The organism is Enterovibrio makurazakiensis, from assembly GCF_050336585.1.
Lineage (GTDB): Bacteria > Pseudomonadota > Gammaproteobacteria > Enterobacterales > Vibrionaceae > Enterovibrio > Enterovibrio gelatinilyticus.
Map to the genome: position 1 here is coordinate 232,403 of NZ_JAKJSE010000005.1, position 18,508 is coordinate 250,910.

At 45.1% G+C, this 18,508-nt stretch carries 18 protein-coding genes; 12 read left to right on the forward strand and 6 right to left on the reverse strand.

The features are described from left to right. Nucleotides 1-21: 21 nt before the first annotated feature. Entirely contained in the window at nucleotides 22-1,323 is a 1,302-nt protein-coding gene (locus L4D06_RS03230) for a ferredoxin reductase family protein (protein ID WP_429737849.1), read from the reverse strand. A 349-nt stretch (nucleotides 1,324-1,672) separates the two neighbouring features. On the opposite strand from L4D06_RS03230, the gene L4D06_RS03235 reads away from it, so the two are divergent. From L4D06_RS03235 to L4D06_RS03265, 7 genes are all read left to right on the forward strand, one after another. Then, the gene (locus L4D06_RS03235; RefSeq protein WP_429737899.1) at nucleotides 1,673-2,095 is read left to right on the forward strand and encodes a VOC family protein; all 423 of its coding nucleotides are present in this window, start codon (nucleotides 1,673-1,675) and stop codon (nucleotides 2,093-2,095) included. Between the two features lie 1,414 nt (nucleotides 2,096-3,509). Then, entirely contained in the window at nucleotides 3,510-3,920 is a 411-nt protein-coding gene (locus L4D06_RS03240; protein ID WP_429737850.1) for a hypothetical protein, read from the forward strand. 119 nt (nucleotides 3,921-4,039) lie between these two features. Further along, complete coding sequence (locus L4D06_RS03245; protein WP_274165374.1) at nucleotides 4,040-4,546, forward strand: hypothetical protein; 507 nt, start codon at nucleotides 4,040-4,042, stop codon at nucleotides 4,544-4,546. 64 nt (nucleotides 4,547-4,610) lie between these two features. Next, nucleotides 4,611-5,336 carry a fimbrial biogenesis chaperone gene (locus L4D06_RS03250; RefSeq protein ID WP_429737851.1) on the forward strand — a complete coding sequence of 242 codons (726 nt, stop codon included), beginning with the start codon at nucleotides 4,611-4,613 and terminating at the stop codon, nucleotides 5,334-5,336. Then, the gene (locus tag L4D06_RS03255; protein WP_429737852.1) at nucleotides 5,290-6,006 is read left to right on the forward strand and encodes a fimbrial biogenesis chaperone; all 717 of its coding nucleotides are present in this window, start codon (nucleotides 5,290-5,292) and stop codon (nucleotides 6,004-6,006) included. Before L4D06_RS03250 ends, L4D06_RS03255 begins: the two co-directional genes overlap by 47 nt. Further along, nucleotides 6,003-8,465, forward strand: coding sequence for a fimbria/pilus outer membrane usher protein (locus tag L4D06_RS03260; RefSeq protein WP_429737853.1), 2,463 nt, complete (start codon nucleotides 6,003-6,005; stop codon nucleotides 8,463-8,465). Before L4D06_RS03255 ends, L4D06_RS03260 begins: the two co-directional genes overlap by 4 nt. After that, on the forward strand, nucleotides 8,455-9,321 hold the full coding sequence (locus L4D06_RS03265; protein WP_274165378.1) for a hypothetical protein: 867 nt from the start codon (nucleotides 8,455-8,457) through the stop codon (nucleotides 9,319-9,321). The genes L4D06_RS03260 and L4D06_RS03265 overlap by 11 nt, the downstream gene beginning before the upstream one ends. Nucleotides 9,322-9,353: 32 nt before the next feature. Here L4D06_RS03265 and L4D06_RS03270 read toward each other — a convergent pair whose 3' ends face one another. Further along, a complete protein-coding gene (locus L4D06_RS03270; protein ID WP_429737854.1) occupies nucleotides 9,354-10,265 on the reverse strand; it encodes a LysR family transcriptional regulator in 912 nt (303 codons plus the stop codon). A 145-nt stretch (nucleotides 10,266-10,410) separates the two neighbouring features. Here L4D06_RS03270 and L4D06_RS03275 point away from each other — a divergent pair, with 145 nt between their 5' ends. Together L4D06_RS03275 and L4D06_RS03280 are read left to right on the forward strand one after the other, a co-directional pair. After that, complete coding sequence (locus tag L4D06_RS03275) at nucleotides 10,411-11,388, forward strand: MBL fold metallo-hydrolase (protein WP_274165380.1); 978 nt, start codon at nucleotides 10,411-10,413, stop codon at nucleotides 11,386-11,388. A gap of 257 nt (nucleotides 11,389-11,645) precedes the next feature. Next, complete coding sequence (locus L4D06_RS03280; RefSeq protein ID WP_429737855.1) at nucleotides 11,646-12,185, forward strand: hypothetical protein; 540 nt, start codon at nucleotides 11,646-11,648, stop codon at nucleotides 12,183-12,185. A 70-nt stretch (nucleotides 12,186-12,255) separates the two neighbouring features. Here L4D06_RS03280 and L4D06_RS03285 read toward each other — a convergent pair whose 3' ends face one another. Next, nucleotides 12,256-13,125 carry a LysR family transcriptional regulator gene (locus tag L4D06_RS03285; protein ID WP_429737856.1) on the reverse strand — a complete coding sequence of 290 codons (870 nt, stop codon included), beginning with the start codon at nucleotides 13,123-13,125 and terminating at the stop codon, nucleotides 12,256-12,258. 113 nt (nucleotides 13,126-13,238) lie between these two features. Here L4D06_RS03285 and glyA point away from each other — a divergent pair, with 113 nt between their 5' ends. Beyond that, on the forward strand, nucleotides 13,239-14,573 hold the full coding sequence (glyA, locus tag L4D06_RS03290; RefSeq protein ID WP_429737857.1) for a serine hydroxymethyltransferase: 1,335 nt from the start codon (nucleotides 13,239-13,241) through the stop codon (nucleotides 14,571-14,573). Between the two features lie 226 nt (nucleotides 14,574-14,799). Here glyA and L4D06_RS03295 read toward each other — a convergent pair whose 3' ends face one another. Continuing rightward, nucleotides 14,800-15,675: a LysR substrate-binding domain-containing protein gene (locus L4D06_RS03295; RefSeq protein ID WP_429737858.1), complete on the reverse strand. Its 876-nt coding sequence runs from the start codon at nucleotides 15,673-15,675 to the stop codon at nucleotides 14,800-14,802. A 175-nt stretch (nucleotides 15,676-15,850) separates the two neighbouring features. On the opposite strand from L4D06_RS03295, the gene L4D06_RS03300 reads away from it, so the two are divergent. Together L4D06_RS03300 and L4D06_RS03305 are read left to right on the forward strand one after the other, a co-directional pair. After that, entirely contained in the window at nucleotides 15,851-16,237 is a 387-nt protein-coding gene (locus L4D06_RS03300) for an ectoine synthase (protein ID WP_102391006.1), read from the forward strand. 54 nt (nucleotides 16,238-16,291) lie between these two features. Then, the gene (locus tag L4D06_RS03305; protein WP_274165385.1) at nucleotides 16,292-17,545 is read left to right on the forward strand and encodes an Nramp family divalent metal transporter; all 1,254 of its coding nucleotides are present in this window, start codon (nucleotides 16,292-16,294) and stop codon (nucleotides 17,543-17,545) included. Between the two features lie 107 nt (nucleotides 17,546-17,652). Here L4D06_RS03305 and L4D06_RS03310 read toward each other — a convergent pair whose 3' ends face one another. Together L4D06_RS03310 and L4D06_RS03315 are read right to left on the reverse strand one after the other, a co-directional pair. Next, nucleotides 17,653-17,958: an NIPSNAP family protein gene (locus L4D06_RS03310; RefSeq protein WP_429737859.1), complete on the reverse strand. Its 306-nt coding sequence runs from the start codon at nucleotides 17,956-17,958 to the stop codon at nucleotides 17,653-17,655. A gap of 41 nt (nucleotides 17,959-17,999) precedes the next feature. Next, the gene (locus L4D06_RS03315) at nucleotides 18,000-18,353 is read right to left on the reverse strand and encodes a DUF1272 domain-containing protein (protein ID WP_429737860.1); all 354 of its coding nucleotides are present in this window, start codon (nucleotides 18,351-18,353) and stop codon (nucleotides 18,000-18,002) included. Nucleotides 18,354-18,508: the final 155 nt, after the last annotated feature.

Below are 18,508 nucleotides of genomic sequence, written 5' to 3' on the forward strand. Positions count from 1 at the left end.
CTCATTCGGTTTGCGGGGGCTTTATATCGCACCGCGAAAATCGAACAACTCATAATGCGTATTGTTCTTTGGCATTCCTAACGCTTCTAGTCCTTCTTGCATCGTTTTTCGCACTTCTGGGTTACCACAAAAGTACAGTTCTGCACGTTCAACATTCCCGTTTAGATCGTCAGCAATTCGATCCGGCGTAATACGCCCCTCTTCCGAGAAGATGACCTTCAGCAACACAGTTGGAAGATTCTCAGTTAACTGCTGCAGTTCCTCAGCAAAAATGGCGGCATCCGCATTTTTCACCAAGTAATACAGCACCACATTTGGACAAGATGTTGAACGAGATAAATTGGTTTCATTAAGCTCTTGGAGCCAGGCGACGAAAGGCGTGATACCTATTCCTGACCCCATCCAAACTTGCGGAGAAGGCTGACGATTCAGTTTGAAGCGCCCATAGGGTAAATCAAGGCGTAGCATGTCGCCGTTGCTCAAATAATCGAACAAGGTTTTGGTGTAATCCCCTAGCCCTGCAACCGAAAAACGAGGAATGCCTTGGTGGTCGCTACTCGCGATAGTAAACGGATGCGGTTCACCGCCTATTTTCTGATGGTGAAGCACCGAGATAAAGGCAAACTGCCCAGCTTTCCATGACGGTCGGCCTTGAGTGGGTTTGGCTTCAAAGCTCACAACTCCGTTTTCTTTTTTAACGTTCTGCACCTTAGCGAGATGATGTTTACTTGTCGACTTGCTGAAAGCGTAATACCACCACGCCACAAACCCCACGATCGACGTGAGATTCATTGCGATGCCTGCTGGAGAGAACAATTGAAAAGGACGTACCGCAAACAGATAGTGAAAAACAGAAATAAAGAACACTAAACCCATCAAGCGATGGCTCCACTTCCAAAGGTGATACGGCAAGATTCGCATGAAACTGATCACCACCAGGCCTAGCAACAGCCATGTCGCCCACTCACCCGTATCAGAACCTATTTCAATTAAGCTCGACTCTTCTCTCGGAATATCAGACTGGGGCACCAACCACCAATGCATAAAGATAGAGAATACAGCCCACATTCCAGCCCATCGATGGACTTTGTAAACGCGATCTAACCCTCTGAATATGGTCTCAAGGATCTCCAGCCGGGTCGAAAGCACAAAAGCCAATGCCATTGCTACCAGAGCATTTGCAGCAAAAAACGCCGCCACCCAACGTTGTAAGGTCAACTCTTCGGGCAGCAAGCTTCCTATGAAAACAAAACAGCCCAACACCAATGCAATAGCGGTGATGTTTTTCTTGTTCTCTAGCATCAGTTTCAACTTGTCATTCATCATCTCATTCCGCATTTGCCTCTTTGCGCTTCGCTTTGCTTCGTCTCACTGAACAGGCCTGTCCAAACACCCAAACAAACTAAACACGCATACTTGATGTGCAGGTTACCCGTTGAAATTGAAGCAACAATATGAAGATAGGCGTATTGAGATGAAATTTGCATGAAGTACAAAAAATGAAACAAATCCTAGTTAACGCCAATTTCAACAACGCGTACATAGATAATCTCGTTCCTTGTTAATGTTACTGATAATCATATTATTGGCTGAAAAATGGTTGTTATTGTGGGACTGAGACGTAATGATGAAGGCTCATTCAATCACCCGTATTTCCCATGGCAGTCAGTCAATGAAACAAAATATTGTTCATATTGCGTTAGTCGTTAAAGACTACGACGAGGCGTTAGATTTTTACGTCAACAAGCTGAAGTTTGAACTTATCGAAGATACTTATCAGCCAGAGCAGGACAAGCGTTGGGTTGTTGTTGCTCCACCCAATTCACAAGGCGTGACATTACTACTGGCTAAGGCTTCAAAGCCAGAACAGTTAGATTTCATAGGTAATCAAGCTGGCGGGCGCGTCTTTCTTTTCTTAAACACTGATGACTTTTGGCGGGATTACGAGCGCATGGTGTCTATTGGCATCCATTTCGTTCGACCACCAGCGGAGCAAGACTATGGCACAGTGGCAGTGTTCGAAGATTTATACGGTAACCGTTGGGATTTACTCCAGCTTAATACAGACCATCCAATGTCAAAAAGACTGATGTAGCACGAACATCGACCCATTTTAAGTCACGACGCTATAAACCTGTCAGCAGTCCATTCATTGAGTATTGCTTGTATACCTGTGAGCGCATCTGCCCGAAGATAAAGATTACCCTTGGGATGATCATCACCGCCCTTACGAAAACTATGATTTTGACAACAACCCAGAATTATCTGACGACGAATATGCCAAGATCGTTTTGATTTTGCTGTAAGTCTATTGGTACCCGCTGTAACCTTTGCATCATCTATTGCCGATGCTGAAAGCCCTAACGAGCAAATCAATTACATGAAGAGTGTATATACTTTTGGCAGTGCTGATGACAATGAGGAAGAGAGAATCGCATTGAACTTTGCCTACAATAACTGGAAAGTTTACAAAAGTAGCCCTGAAGCCTATTTAAAACTGCTGTGGTCAAGAGAGAGCAATGCTGATCTTAACCGATTCAAATACTAATGAAGTAGGGTTGATGGCCCGAAAATAATATTGCTTACTAGATTCTATTATGCGGGCGTTCAGCATCTTTATGACGCTCCCCCATCTTCCAGAACATCTAATCACCTGCGCAATCCTTCTTGTTTTAAAGATCAATACGGCTGCCCCTAAATCTCACGGAGAAAATGCTTACCCACTGCATTTTTCTGTGATTGCTCACTGGTCAGATAGAAAAATGCGCCAAGAGACGTTGGGGATGCACCTTGTGCACTGAGGCAAAAATACACACAGTGATGACATAATTCAGAATGAAGGTTATATAATTAACGAAACTTAATGAAGACTAGGTTTTAGATCGCACATGACATTTCAATCACGAATGCAACCAAGAAACCGATGACCTGTCAAATCTTCAATGTAAAACATTGAAAAATAAATAATTAAAATATAAACACTATTATTTGTATGGTTTCTCAAAAATAAACACTCACACTTTAGAAAAACAGAAACAAATGCAGAACCCCACAGAAGCTCTCGGCTAGAAGCTGATCCCCAACGATGACTGAAAACCGAAGATGGAAATCCAAATATATTTTGGTGTTCCATTTTATAAACTACAATGTAAATTAATACAGAATACCCCCCCTCCATTCAATCAAAATAACAGGTTAGCCATGATGATTAATTCACAAGACATTGTGCATTGTTATTTAGTCAATGAGAACATCGCTGTCTCATAAAAAATAAAAACGAGATTAAAAAATATTCAATGATACTTTTGATTTAAATAAGTATCACATATCGATTTGGTTCTAATTTAATCGACACTCTTTAATTTCAATATTTATCATCACTAATGCACGGTGAATTTCCAACTTCCAAACAGGCTATTAAATTGACAAAAAGTGCAGTAAAGACCTATGCAACAAATTTTCTACTATGCTTATCATCGTTTAATAGCGTTGCTATGGACTCAGTCTCCATGACAATGTTTGGTGAGGTCGACACATATTGTTTTATTGACTTCAGTTCGGGTGGGATTTTAAATATCTCGAACCGAATCAGTAATAGCACACCATTTGAAATAGATTGCAATCAACCACTTACCATTTCAATTTGGTCTTCATCTGGTGGGTTAGTGTTGGATGATAAATTTCAACAACAACCGAATGAATATTTTTTACACTTATTGGTTTCAAGTATTGGAATAAACAAAACCTTTAGCAGTAAAGACATATCGTCGGTTCAGCGTGTCACAGGAAACAATGACATACCTTTTAATGCCAAAGGTTCAATTCGCATAATCATGGAGGAGGATTTCGTATTCTCTGGAGAATATAAAGACGTCATAACTATTGACGTATCCCCATCAATAAACGGTGGAATTTATTGATATCTCAGTATTGTTAATCCACCACGGTTGCAAACGAAAAGCAGTTAATAGCGTTGCAACATTCTCAAGTGTTCACAGAAATAAATGGTGCTAACCCATTATAAAAGGACAACATTATCATGACAAAGTTAGGTATCGGTTCAATCACTCTATCAACACTCTTCGCGGCCTCATTTGCAGCTTCCGTTTCTGCAGATCCTATTTCACTGCTCATCACAGGTAACGTAGACCCTGTTTGCGAAGTCACTGGCCTTAGTACGGTCTCTTATAACGCAGGCCCTCTCGATCAAGGTTTATCCCTATCAAGCTCTGCACTGCCGATTGACGTCAAATGTAACTACAAATCAGGTGCGGTCATCACCTTAGCTACGCTCAACGGCGGCCTTACGAGTGCTGAAGCAACAGGAGAAGTGGTTGACTACAAAGCGACTCTCACCGCTGGTGCTCTTGGTGCGTTCGCACTAAATACGAGTAGTTTAGGTGCAGGCGGCACAGCTGCTGGTGTCTTCAGCGGAGCAACGCTCGCTGCAGGGGTACCATCGACACTACAAATTGAGATTCTTGACGATGCAACTTTTGCGGGTGATTACACTGACACACTGACAGTTACCATCGCGCAGAACTAAGTACATCGAATCATGTCAATTCGAATGGGAGGTTTCGCCTCCCATTCTTTTCGAAAAGAGGTCCATGTCTATGCAGATAGTGATCCGTTCTGTTCTAGTATTATTCGGCTTACTGGCAGGAAGTCCTTCCTACGCCTACAAAGTTCAGCCCATGATTGCAGAAATGACGCCAACTGGAAGAGGTGCGCAGATCTCGATGCGTATCGACAACACCAATGACTTCCCTCTTACCGTCGAGGTACTTCCACTCAAACTTAATATGAACAAACAAGGAAAAGAGACGCTGACTCCTGCTGACAATGATCTTCTTGTTATTCCCGTCACTGCCATCATCGCCCCAGGTAAATCTCAGTCGGTGACAGTTCGTTATTTAGGCGCGCCGGATATTACAGAATCTCAAGCCTATAGAATCTCAGTCAGACAGCTAAATGTACTGAGAAATGAAAATGACATCATGAATGTAGGCTTGCTAATGAGGTTTGACACTTTAATGAATGTTAAGCCCGATAATACAGATGCCAAATTGAGAGTCGCTAACGTCTCGAAAAACAACAAGGACTGGCTAGTTGAGGTTGAAAATATTGGCACTAGCTATGGTCGAATCAACGAAATGAAATGGACAGTAAAGAGTGGTGGAAAAACTCACGTTATCGAAGGAATCGATATTGGTGACTACATCCAATCCACATTCGTATTACCAAAATCCACGCGTATATTTGTGATGAAGCCAGTAGAGGGTTTCAATGCCAGTAATACAACAATTGAACTTAGCACTGAAAGCTCACGGTAAGACCGTCACATGGTTATTCATTGCCTGCCTATTCATTGGCTCTATCAGTGAGTCTAAAGGTTTGACGATTTCTCCCACCGTATTAGAAATGTCTATATCTTCACGAAGTTCTGCGCAGATTCGACTGGAAAACCACAACACATTTAGTATTCCAATCGAAGCATCATTGAGGCGTTTAACCTTTGACGCAGACGGTAGTTATGATGCAATGGAAACTGATGGCTCAGAGCTAATGGTATTCCCACCGGCAGTCGTATTGCCCGCTGGCGGCATTCAGATTTTCCGTATCCAATGGTTAGGAAACAACACACTGCCAACATCACAAAGCTATTTTGTTCGGTTCACTCAGCCGCCGATTGAGAGCAACATGAGCGATTCACCTTCAGGCGTCGCTATTGAAATTCACTACAATGCTCTAGTACATCTTTCTACTCGCTCGCAAAGCGCTCGTTTATCTTTGGATGTCAGTGATGACGGAGTGACAACGTTATCAAATCACGGAAGTCGTTATACCTTCCTGAGTCGAATACGCTTCCTGCAGAGTCCCAATATACGTATTGATAAACCCGAAAATGTCTTTGGTGAGCATTTCGTACCGCCACACAGTACGATCAAGCTTTCTACACCCAGTGAGATCCACTCTGGTCATTACGACAGCGAGGCACGGTGAGCACCCTGCTCCATCGTTTAGTTCCCGTATTTTTGTTCGTCTCTTTATGGGGAGGACCTGTCGCCGTAGCGCAACAAAAAATTAATCCCACTGGCCGCGATATCACCCTGACATCGTTACTTCGTGTGAGTGATAGCGTCATCGGCGAGACAGACATCACCATCACCGCCGATGACGACATTCTGCTTGATAAACAATCTACCATCGCTGTGCTGAAGCCACTGATTAGTGAGCACGATATCGACAAATTAGCCCGCCGAAATGACGGAGATACCTTATCGACACTAGATTTCGAATACATAGGTTTAGGGTTAACCTTTGAATTTTCGAGTCTAGAGTGCGTGCTCACCATTCCCCCTGACAAAATGATCGCTCAGCAAATATCCATTGCCAGACGTCCCGTTTTTACCGATTACATTCAACCTAGACCCTTTAATGGTTTTCTTAATGTGACACTATCCAATACGCAGATCCAATCCTATGAAGGCAAATCTGACAACCTTAGCCACTATAATCACCGTTTCGATGGGGCGTTAAATTACAAAAGGTTATCTCTGGAATATGAGTCGTCCTACAACAACATTGATGGATTAACGCCTAACTATCTACGAGAAGGAACACGCCTTAACCTGGATATCCCTGACATGGGGTCCCGTTTGGTATTGGGTGACATGTTTAACAATGGCACGCTCTTTCAAGATGGTATCGACGTTATCGGATTGGGTTTCACCCGCAACTTCTCACTCATTCCCACAAAAAACGTGAGACCCAAAGCCGCACAAACGTTCACACTAACAAGAACGTCTAGTGTCGACGTTGTCATTGATGATGTCATCGTCCAACGTTTTACCCTAAACGCAGGGACGTATAGCTTAAACGACATTCCAATTGCTCAGGGTCTTAACAATATCTCTCTTCTCATCACCGACGCCAATGGACAGCAAGAGGAAATCAATTTTTCAGTGGCCACGGGTAACCAATTACTCGCAACTGGCGAATATGAATACACCATGATGGTTGGTGCGCCACGTACCTTTGAATTTGACGAGTTTCGTTATAACACTGAACAGCGAGTCATCATGGGTGACGCTCAAATAGGCGTTTTCCCATGGCTAACGCTTGGTATTAACGGGCAACAACAAGAAGATTTGTATCAGTACGGTGGAAGTATTCTGTTCGCCAGCGGTCTCGGCGTGACGGAAGTTCAAGCGAGCCAAAGCAAGCACCCTATTTTAGGGGCAGGCAACGCCCTTCGTGTGGCTTTTGACGCTAACATCTCAGAATCCAATCCATGGCTTAGCCAATTCAGTTTATTGTATGACCAGATAAGCCCCAATTTCTCTGCCGCCAACGATATCGATAGCCATCAATCACCACTCAATAGTGTTGGCACGTTTTGGTCGCTTTTTGCCTCATTTCCTGAAGCCTCTGGATACAAAGCCTCTCTCTCAGCCAGCTATAGCGAAGGAAACACAGCGAGCAATAATTATTGGTCAGCGAGCCCAAGTCTATCTGGCCCTCTGTTTAGTACCAAAGCCACATGGAGCGCCCGTGTGGATTACCAACATTTTGACAGCAGTGATAATGAAGTGTCCGGCACATTAACGCTAAGTTGGCCTCTAGGAAACACAACTCGACTAGTTAGCCGGGTACAAACGGAAAACCGACAAGCAGGGCTCGACCTAACCTATCAAAACGGCGTGGGTAACACTGGCGGGATTTCCGCTTTCGCCTCAATCGAAACATCTGAGAATCAAGATGCCAATCTCAACGCCGCTATCGACTATGCAGCCAATCGCTATCAGATAAGTGCAGATCATGCGACGAGAGTGAGTAATTTTGACGACAATATGAGAAGCCACAATACTCGTTTTGAAGTTTCAAGTGCGTTGGCTTTTTCCGGTTCTGAATTCGCAGTAGGAAGAAAAGTGGGAGAAGCATTTGCCGTAATAAGCAAACACGCCAACCTCAATGACAATGACATCGCCGTTGACCCCTCTATAAATGACCAATTTGCGAGGGTCTTTATCGACACCCCTTACAATGTTCTGGTATCCGATCTCGCTGCATATAGCGATCAACTCATTAGCTACGATGTTGAAAATCTCCCGCCAGGCTATGATCTTGGTGAAGGCGGTTTTGCACTGTACCCCGGCTACCGCCAAGGATACGCATTGGAAATTGGTTCCGATGCGGTGATTACCGCCATCGGAACATTACTTACTGTTAGTCGCTCAGAACCACTCGCTTTGGTTGTTGGCGTCGCAAACTTCCTTGACGATGAGGAGACCGCACCCTTGGAGTTTTTCACCAACCGACAAGGGCGCTTTGCCATTTCGGGCTTGCGCCCCGGAGACTACCACGTCGTACTCAAAACCAATCCGGAGCAAACTTTGTCTATTACCATTCCAAACGGTAGTGACACGTTTGTTCGCCTAGGAGAACTGTATGTGGATTAATAGCTTACCTGCATTATTCATGACGTTTTTCAGCGCCACAGCTTTAGCTGACAGTTGCAGCGCTTCTCTGCTTAACTTGAAACCCATGCTCAGCGCTAACACCTATGATGTATTTTCCTCTTCCAGTTTTCCTTTGATTAAACAGTATCATCTGCAGTCAGATATCCCTGAGGGGTGTGTTGTGGAGGTGGTTATCGAAGTGGATGAGGGAACAACATGGCTTAAAAGCAGTAAAAACGCGGAAATGCGCTTTGAATACTTTGCTGAGACTGGAAACCTGATAGCAGGAAAGTGGCGAATGCAGCTAGACGCTAACATGGCGGAAGCAATATTTGAGCTGCGTTATCCTGATGCACAATGGCTTGAAGCAGGTAAATACCGTGGTTTACTGAAAGCGACACTATTTCCAATAAACAGCATAATGGAACTAGACCAAATCACTCTACCCATTGCGTCTAACGTGCTTCCCAGTGCAAGAATACAATTCTATGGTTTAACACAGCGCCACTACAATCTTGATTTGGGATCGCTGAAAACTAACAAAATTATCAATTATGCACCGCGCCTCTGGGTGGAAAGTACCGCCCCCTATTCACTCTCTGCTGAATCACAATTCAAGGGTAAACTCAGGCACCAATCTCAAAACGCTAAATGGGATCTTGATTACACCATGCGTATTGCTAACGAGCAGATTGCGCTGGATGACTCAAACAATGAGTGGAAGAGCAGCTATTCCACTGATGGTACTCCACTTCCGATTCAGATCATCATCGGCAATACCGAGCGAAAGGCTGGCGGTAGATACACCGATACCGTGCACATTCACATCGAACCCGATTTATCTTATATGCCGTAAATTTGATTTAGATAACATCGAACGCTTTGTTTTCATGTGGCTCTATCCCAATAAGGTGTGCCGTCAAAACGTTCAACGAGGAAATCAATAAATGTTCTAACACGTCTAGATAGATGACGTGTTTGGGGATAAACCGCATAGGCATTTATCGTTCTGAAACTGCAACCAGGCAAGACTTCAACCACCGACCCGTCATTGATTTTTTCTTGCGCGACAAACGTTGGCAAATGAACAATACCCAGCCCATTTGCCGCAGCAGAGATCAGATATTCACCGCTACTGGATTTGAGCACAGGGTTTATCTTCACTTTTTTAGACTTGCCGTCTGGGGTTTCAATATGCCAATGGCCAACATCTTTACTCAGGCTATAAATGAGGCATTGATGCTCAGCCAGATCTTCCGCTTTGGTAGGCGTACCATGCAGGGCCAAATAATCAGGGCTGGCACACAATACATGCTTAATGGGTGCAATTTTTCGTGCCAATAAGGTGGAATCTGGCAACTCGGCGATACGAATAGCAAGATCGTAACCATCGTCAATCAACGAGACTTGCCGGTCATTAAAGTCGAGTTCAAATTCAACATTTGGGTGTAGTTTTAAAAAGTCATTCACAGCAGACCCCATGTGCAACACACCAAACGTAGAGGGCATGGCAACTTTTAGTGGGCCTTGCAATACACAATGGGCATGAGATGTCGCCGCTTCTGCTTCACGAATATCTTCCAATATGCGCTGGCAATGTTCATAGAAGGCAAGCCCTGTTTCTGTGGGCTTCATGCTACGTGTAGAGCGATGAAATAGCTGCGCATTGAGGTGGTTTTCTAGCTCTTTCAAGCGACGACTCACTGCTGACTTCGCCAAATTCATACGCTCCGCGGCACCGCTAATGCTTCCTACATCAACCACACGTACAAACGTTTCCATGTTTGCGAATTTGTCCATTCACTCCACCAATTTCATGCTTACAATTTAGATTGTTCTCAATCAGAGAACACTAAATTACGTCAGATGCAGTTTATTATCCACTCCAGCATTCGTACAGTGAATGCGAAATTCACGGAAGCAATTAACGAGATAGGATCACACCATGAAAAAAACAATGATTGCGGCTTCGATTGTCGCGACAACCTCGCTCTTCGGTTTTACCGCCAACGCCAATGAACCCGTTTGGGATGCAAACAAAGTTCAGCTCATCGCCGAGAAACTTGATAATGGCGTATACGCTTACTACCCGTCTGACGCGAAAGAGCTTGAGGTAAAAGGATTACCTGTTGCCACCAGCGGCGGATTTATCGTGGGTGATAAAGGCGTGCTGATCATCGACACCATGCTTAACGAACGCTTGAACAAGCAAGTTCAAGGAATGGTAGAAAAAGAAGCAAACAAACCTATTATTTACGCTGTGAATACCAGTTTCCATGGCGATCACTCGTACGGCAATATGTATCTGCCCAAAGACACCAAGATCATCCAACATGAAGTGGCACAAGATTACATCGATAACCACTTCGAGCATGATACGCAGTTCATGATGCATAACTTCGGCAAAGGTCGCGGCATCGAAGATATCGTGCCGACTGATGCGGATATTCTTGTGGGTGCAGGCGGCAACATCACCTTAGATTTGGGTGGCAAACTTGTTGAAATCATCGACTTTGGTTTCGCACAAACTGGCGGCGACTTGTTTGTTTGGGAACCACAATCGAAAACAATGTGGTCAGGTAACCCAATCATTACCGTCAAACCTTCACTGCCTTGGTTGCTAGATGGTCATTTGGTTGAAACACTGGCCTCGCTCAAAAAAGTACGCGCATTTTTGCCAGACGATGCAACCGTCGTACCGGGCCACGGCTCACCAATGACACCGGATGATATTCAATGGCACATTGATTACCTCGACACGATAAAAACGCAGGTACAAGCGGCAATTGATGAGGGCCTCACCCTTGAAGAAACCGTTGCGAAAGTTCAAATGCCAGAATTTAGAGGCTATGCACTCCGCGATTGGGTTCACCCAGCGCTAAATGTACCAGCTGCTTATAAAGATTTGTCTGCGACAAAATAAAGCTTAGGCTCTCAAACATCAGCCACTTTTTCATAGCATGACGCTGTCGAGAAGTGGCTGCTTTCGATTTAAAACCCCAGATCCCCAATACAAACACCCCGACGGACCAGCCAATATTTGAAGAACGCCAATCAAACGTTTCATTGAAACCATTTTTCACTGCGCCTTGCCTCCAAGAAGCGTTCCAACAGCGCTCCTCCCCAGCAATATGATGATAACTTTAGCCTGAACTAGAACTAGATTTCTGAGGTATTGTTATGATTAAGAAGATATTTTCCCTTTGTCTGGGTTTACTCGTTTTGACCGGATGTGTAAATCGAGATGAGATTTATGCAAACCCACCACAAGAACTGATAGATGGCGTGGAACAGCTTATGCCTGCTGCAAGTGAGTTTGTGCATGAAGCCCAGCAAGAAGCACTGGAAAATGGCATTCCGCTAACGGAGGCTCAGATTGTTGTTGCCAAAGAAATGGGTGTACAGCATCCCGAGAAAGTAAGAGTCTATTACGTCGATAAACTCCCTGCACCAACAGACCCTGAACTGCTTGGCGTAGCGAAAAGTGTCGGATACACCAATCCTAATATGGCGGGTTATACCTATGGTTATGGTGTGTGGATTCAACACCGTTACAAAACACAGCGCGACCTGCTTCCTCATGAATTCGTTCATGTAAAACAAGCTGAAGAGCTAGGGCTAACCGAGCAAACGCGACAGTATTTATTGCAGATGTATGTGTACGGTTACTTCAACGCACCAATGGAAATAGAAGCACGTGAAGCCACCGCTCACTTCTAACGGATAGTTAGACAGAGTCAGTTAACGTTTCATAGACGAAAGCCATCCTAACTTGATGGCTTTCTTACTATCAATTCACCTCGTCTGAACACAACGCAATCAGCCACTGACAAAAATGCTTGGCGACCAAATGATCTTCACAAGACGGAGATTGATACAGGTAGTAACCACCACTTTCAATCGCTTGAATGTCGCTTGTCGGCCAAGGTACGAGCTCTCCCCTTTTCAAGTATTCTTGGATCAAAGAAACCCGTCCGACCATCACACCATGTCCATCTAACACTGACTGCAAAATCAGTGCATAGAGGCTTGAACGACGCATTTTTGCCATTCCCTTTTTGAAGACTTTTTCGTCCTGCCAAAAACGCCAATCATCGTGCCAATTCATATCTTGATAGAGAGCAGGAATATCTGATTGGTAGCCATTTGACGCAACAGGGAGCAGTGTTTCTTTCCATAAACACTTCCAATGATTGCCGGGATCGTGGTGAAAGTACCCTATCGCAATATCCGTGTCTTTGGGGTTTCCTGAAATAGACGACACGGCGGTAATTTCCAAATCGTGTTCTGGAAAATTGTGTTGATATGCACCTAGCCTTTTTTGGAGCCAAAGCTGTGCAAATGCGTGTTGTGTGGCGAGTTTCAATGGCGACAACCGCCCATGCCGGATCCTATCTACATGGCTTTCCAATCCGATGAGGGACTCGCGAACAAGCAGCAAAAATTCTTGGCCTTTTGGCGTAAGAGAAACACCTTTCCCATGTCGAGCAAACAATGATTCACCGAGGGTACTTTCGAGTTTTTTGATTTGATAAGCAATTGCAGAAGCTGTGAGAAAAAGCTCTTCACCCGCTCTCGCGAAGCTTTCATGCTCGGCAGCTGATTCGAAAGCAATCAGTGAATCAAGCGGCGGAAGGTTGGGAAAACGTTGAGAACGCATGATTATTTAGCCCAAATTAAATTATGCCTTACACAAAAAATAATCCATTTGAGATAAACCTGCTGACGCGTTTTGATAGAAGCATCAAAAAACGAGAGCAAGGAACAGACCCAATGGCATTTCACACTAAACCTTGGATAAACGACACCCTTAATCAATTTGCCGAACATTCACTTCGCCAATTCGATATGACCGACAGTCAGGGACTGGTCTCTTCTATCTACGCGTTAGCTGAGGAAAGCCGCACTATTCATGAAAAACAATGCATCAACCTCAATCCTGCTACCAACATCATGAATCCCAAAGCGGAAGCATTACTCTCGTCAGGTATTGGCTCTCGACCTTCTCTGGGCTACCCCGGAGACAAATACGAAATGGGGCTCGAAGCCATTGAGCAAATAGAGCTGGTTGCGGCGCAACTTGCTTGTGAGGTGTTTGACGCCAAATACGCTGAAATCCGCGTTGCATCAGGTGCAATGGCAAACTTATATGCCTTCATGGCGACATGCAAAGCTGGTGATACAGTCTTAGTGCCACCCGCATCGATTGGCGGGCATGTTACCCATCACAATGCTGGCGCAGCAGGCTTGTACGGGTTAAATATCGTAGAAATGGCAGCAGATGCCGCGCATTACACCATCGATCTTTACGCTTTACGCAAACAAGCCCACGCATTGAAGCCCAAGCTGATCACCATTGGTGGTAGCCTAAATTTACTTCCACACCCGATTGCTGAGATACGAGAGATCGCTGACGAAGTGGGCGCCAAAGTACTGTTTGATGCCGCTCACCAGTGCGGGATCATTGCGGGAAAAAGCTGGCCAAACCCGCTCAAAGAAGGCGCGCATTTGATGACAATGAGTACCTACAAAAGCCTTGGCGGACCACCCGGCGGCTTAATTGTTTCTAATGATGCTGAGCTAATGGAACAGATTGATGCCATTGCGTTTCCCGGCCTGACCGCCAACTTTGATGCGGCAAAATCTGCTGCTCTTGCCGTATCATTACTCGACTGGAAAACCTATGGCGAATCCTATTCTGAGGCGATGATCAGCACTAACCACGCCCTAGCTATCTCCTGTCAAAATGAAGGACTCCCCGTATTTGAAGTCGAGACTAAAAACAGAAAAACACCTTCCCTCTCCCACCAATTTGCCATTATCGCCGCGCCCTTTGGTGGTGGACAAACAATGGCTAAACAACTGAGAAAGGCCAACATTCTGACCTGTGGTATTGGACTTCCTATTGACGCAGTGTCTGGTGACATGAACGGTCTTCGTTTCGGAACACCTGAAATTGTAAGAGCAGGATTCACTGCGAAAGACATGCCTGTCGTGGCGACGCTAATCGCTGACTGCTTGCTGGAACGAAGAGATAACAGAGACATTGCAAAGGATGTATCTGCACTAAGACAACAGCACACTAGGTTAAGTTATGTGCTGACTTGATGACAAATTTACTGAAGCTTAATACACAGCGGGATCATTGAAAACCGCCACGCACACGTGGCGATTTTACCTCTGTATTCGAGACTAAACCAATCGCCCGTAGAGCGTCATGCGGGCAGATTCTGACAACGAAGCCCCAAACCATGAGTTATCAAAATGCTACCCCAATTCCTGTCCTTCGCTGGCATCGCTCTCCATTTTACCGTGATCCTTTTTCACTATCGCCTTAATGTTCAGCAACAAACTGCGCAAACCATTCAACAAAATGAATGGCAACATCACTGGTATTCTCTCTATAGCTGGCGTAGTAACCCATGTCATTTTTGGTTGAAATATCAGACAAGATAATCAAATCCCCTCTCTCAATTTCCAAACGAAATACCTCGACAGGGCAAAGCGCAATGCCGTGGCCTGCTATGACTGCTGTCGCAAGTAAATTGAAATCTTGATAGAGCGGCCAACTGTCCGTGGCTTTCCATGGTACACCTGCCGCTTCAAACCATTCCTGCCACCCTTTTCGATTCTCATCATGAATGAGTGGCGCAGTGAGCAATTGTTGAGGGGTATTCAATGGGTCATGAGATTGAAGAAATGCTTTGCTGCATACTGGCTTATTAGCACGTGAAAATAGCCAGCGCGAGACAATATGATGCCCTTTAGCCTGCCCTGTTGTAATCAACACATCCAACTCATTGTCTTCTAATGTGTCATCAACGGTGGCATACACAATTTTCACGTCTAAATCAGGGCGAAAAGAAGTAAATGTATTCAGGTTTGGCACAAGCCAACGATTCGCAATAGACGGAATACAGCCCACGGTGAGCGATTCCTTATTCACCAACATTTTCACGGTTCGACACGCATCGGCAATATCAAACAATGCTGGCGACACCTTTCGATACAGCGACTCACCGGAGCGAGAAAGACGAATGCCCCTTCCCTCTCGAACAAACAATTTGGTTCCAAACCATTCTTCAAGGTTTTTTATTTGATGGCTCACGGCAGCATGAGTGACAAACAACTCTTCAGCAGCCCGAGAGAAAGAAAGGTGCCTCGCGGTGGCTTCAAACGCTTTTATTGCAGATAAGGGCGGTAACTTCATTGTGAGAATATCTAACAGATTGGTTGAAATTAGATCAATTGTTCAGTGTGACACTTCAATTCATCATCTTCTCTAAGGTTAGCAGCCTCATGCACTCAGGTGTGTCGCAATCTCAACGATGGTGACAAAGCATCTGAACGTCTTCTTTCTAAATTTTCTAACACTTGGAGGCACCATGTTTATTCGATCACTCAATGACGTTGAATCAACAGACAGATTTGTGAACTGGGGCAACGGTACAAGCCACCGACTCTTGACCCAGCAAGACGGCGTCGGTTTTACGGTTTGTCACACCGTGGTTCGCGCAGGCACTGAATCTAAGCTGCACTATCGAAACCATCTTGAAGCATGTTACTGCATTGCAGGCACTGGGGAAGTTGAGGACATGAATGGCAATGTGTACCCAATCAAAACGGGTGACATATATGTGCTGGATCAACACGACCCCCACTTCTTGCGCGGAGGCCAATCAGAAGATCTGATTTTGGTGAGTGTGTTCAACCCTCCCCTTTCAGGCACCGAAAAACACGATCTCAATAACCCAGAGGGGTCCGCTTACTAAAAGCGACACCAGACTTTAGCGAGAACATATGCAGTACGCCCAAGGAGGGATTATATGTCGGCCTCAAACACCACATCATCAGCAACGAAATACACATTTTTAGATAAAGTGAAAGCCATTGGCCCTGCGGTTGTCATCACCGGCTCGTTCATTGGCCCAGGCACCATCACCACGGCAACACGAACTGGCGCAGACTTCGGCTACGACTTACTCTGGACCATCCTTTTTGCCATCGTCGCGACCATCGTTTTACAAGAAATGGCGGCACGTTTAGGGGTAGTCACGCGACAAGGTTTATCTGAAGCCATTTCGAAAACCTTCGAAAACAATGCGCTTAAAAACTTAGCGAGAGGCCTTGTCGGTGTCGCGATTCCCCTTGGCTGTATCGCTTATATGGGCGGCGATCTCACCGGCTCCGCCGCCGGGTTATCGACACTCACTGGCGTGTCTACGCAAATACTTGGTCCACTGGTTGGCATTACTATTTTGGTGCTTATCAACTTCGGCCCATTTGCGCTAATAGAAAAGCTACTCATGGTGTTAGTGGCTACCATGGCGGTCGTGTTTCTTGTCGCTGTCTTCGCGGTTGGTCCCAACTGGTCTGACGTTGCCAGCGGGCTTATTCCTTCTATTCCTGATGGCGGCATGTTTTTGGTTCTGGGGTTGATTGGTACAACGATTGTGCCTTACAACTTCTTTGTTCATGCCATCAATGCCAAAAAGGCGTTTACCAGTACCGATCAGTTAGAATTGTCCAAACTCGATATCATCGTTGCGATCACCGTGGGGGGCTTTATCACTGCCGCTGTCATGATCACCGCAGGTACTGTTATCAAGGGCACGTCGGTAGAAAGTATCGCGTCAATGGCGAAAGCGCTCGAACCCGTACTTGGCGATTTCGCGAGCCCGTTTCTTAGTGTGGGGTTGATTGCAGCGGGGTTATCGTCAGCCATTGTGACACCGCTTGGCGCTTCGTATGTGCTAGCTGGCCTGTTTGGTTGGAAGTACGACAAATCAGATAAGCGTTTCTTCTTTACCAATCTGTCTATTTTGATTTTTGGTATTTTCATTTCCGCGACGGGTTTAAACCCTGTTTTCGTCATCATCTCCGCGCAGGTATTGAACGGCATTATCCTGCCCATTGCCGTTATTTTACTGGTCATGATAACGAGCCAAGCAAAGTTCATGCGTGAATACGTTAACAGCAAGGTTTCTCTCGCCTTTGGCATTCTAATCAGCCTGATTACGATCTTTTTAGGCGCGAAAAGTTTTCTTTCTACCGTATCCTCACTGGGAGGAATCGGATAAGCGAACACTATAACAAGAACCGCAGAACAACACTGCGTTTGACATGCGGCACCGAGTCCAAAATTTTGCAGCCTTATTAGGCTGCTTTTTTACTTTCATACGGCGGATCATTCGAAAACGGGACGAAAAAAACTACGTTCGTAACTGACAATGCAATTGGTCTCTTGAGCGAACTGAAACGCAGCTTTACAGTCATCATCATCAAAGGATTTCTTGCGGTAAGCTTCGTATTCAGCAAGGCTTTTAAATGTAAACAGCGCTAGAGCAATATTGTTTGCCCCTTCAGATGGCAGAAAATAACCGTTGTGCTTACCGCCAAATTTGTTCACTAAAGGGATCCACATCTTGGCGTATTGTTCAAACTCTGCGGTTTTCGCAGGATCGATGACATACCTGAGATAACACGTAACCATATTAACACTCCCTGTTTTTACCGTTTCTATTGACCAACCATTTAGCGATTTTCAGGTTTTATAAGCTTATGCGTTTCACCAAAAGCCTTTAGCTCTTCAATGCTGTAAGGGGTATGAATGCGATTGGTCGATGGCGGTTGGTGAAGAATACTCAACCCTTCTCGTCTCGCCGTTTTGGGGCGCACCGGCCTTAGCATAAAACCACCACCGCAATTAGGACAAACGTTAGAAAGAATGTCCTCCACACATATAACACAGAAAGTACATTCGTAGGTACAGACCATCGCCTCGGTTGAATCAGCCGGTAGATCTTTATCGCAGCACTCGCAGTTCGGTCTGATTTCCAACATGATCCCGTTCCTCCTATCCTTCGATGTATTTGCAGGGTAAACCATTGGCACGGCGTGACTTGATAAAGCATTGAAGTGTGTCCAGACAATTAAATACTACACGCTCGATATGCTGGCGCTTGGTAGAAACGTATCAAAAATTCTTAACACATTGATGAACGTTACTTTCGTGTAAACGTAATAGGACAACTTAGCGATTA

Bases quoted from the DNA above. Each gene is read 5' to 3' on its own strand.
- L4D06_RS03275 (WP_274165380.1), top strand. From the start codon at position 10,411: ATGAAAAAAACAATGATTGCGGCTTCGATTGTCGCGACAACCTCGCTC.
- L4D06_RS03310 (WP_429737859.1), bottom strand. From the start codon at position 17,958: ATGGTTACGTGTTATCTCAGGTATGTCATCGATCCTGCGAAAACCGCA.
- L4D06_RS03270 (WP_429737854.1), bottom strand. From the start codon at position 10,265: ATGGACAAATTCGCAAACATGGAAACGTTTGTACGTGTGGTTGATGTA.
- L4D06_RS03285 (WP_429737856.1), bottom strand. From the start codon at position 13,125: ATGCGTTCTCAACGTTTTCCCAACCTTCCGCCGCTTGATTCACTGATT.
- L4D06_RS03280 (WP_429737855.1), top strand. From the start codon at position 11,646: ATGATTAAGAAGATATTTTCCCTTTGTCTGGGTTTACTCGTTTTGACC.
- L4D06_RS03265 (WP_274165378.1), top strand. From the start codon at position 8,455: ATGTGGATTAATAGCTTACCTGCATTATTCATGACGTTTTTCAGCGCC.
- L4D06_RS03245 (WP_274165374.1), top strand. From the start codon at position 4,040: ATGACAAAGTTAGGTATCGGTTCAATCACTCTATCAACACTCTTCGCG.
- L4D06_RS03300 (WP_102391006.1), top strand. From the start codon at position 15,851: ATGTTTATTCGATCACTCAATGACGTTGAATCAACAGACAGATTTGTG.
- L4D06_RS03240 (WP_429737850.1), top strand. From the start codon at position 3,510: ATGACAATGTTTGGTGAGGTCGACACATATTGTTTTATTGACTTCAGT.
- glyA (WP_429737857.1), top strand. From the start codon at position 13,239: ATGGCATTTCACACTAAACCTTGGATAAACGACACCCTTAATCAATTT.
- L4D06_RS03295 (WP_429737858.1), bottom strand. From the start codon at position 15,675: ATGAAGTTACCGCCCTTATCTGCAATAAAAGCGTTTGAAGCCACCGCG.
- L4D06_RS03315 (WP_429737860.1), bottom strand. From the start codon at position 18,353: ATGGTTTACCCTGCAAATACATCGAAGGATAGGAGGAACGGGATCATG.
- L4D06_RS03235 (WP_429737899.1), top strand. From the start codon at position 1,673: ATGAAACAAAATATTGTTCATATTGCGTTAGTCGTTAAAGACTACGAC.
- L4D06_RS03250 (WP_429737851.1), top strand. From the start codon at position 4,611: ATGTCTATGCAGATAGTGATCCGTTCTGTTCTAGTATTATTCGGCTTA.
- L4D06_RS03255 (WP_429737852.1), top strand. From the start codon at position 5,290: ATGCCAGTAATACAACAATTGAACTTAGCACTGAAAGCTCACGGTAAG.
- L4D06_RS03230 (WP_429737849.1), bottom strand. From the start codon at position 1,323: ATGAATGACAAGTTGAAACTGATGCTAGAGAACAAGAAAAACATCACC.
- L4D06_RS03305 (WP_274165385.1), top strand. From the start codon at position 16,292: ATGTCGGCCTCAAACACCACATCATCAGCAACGAAATACACATTTTTA.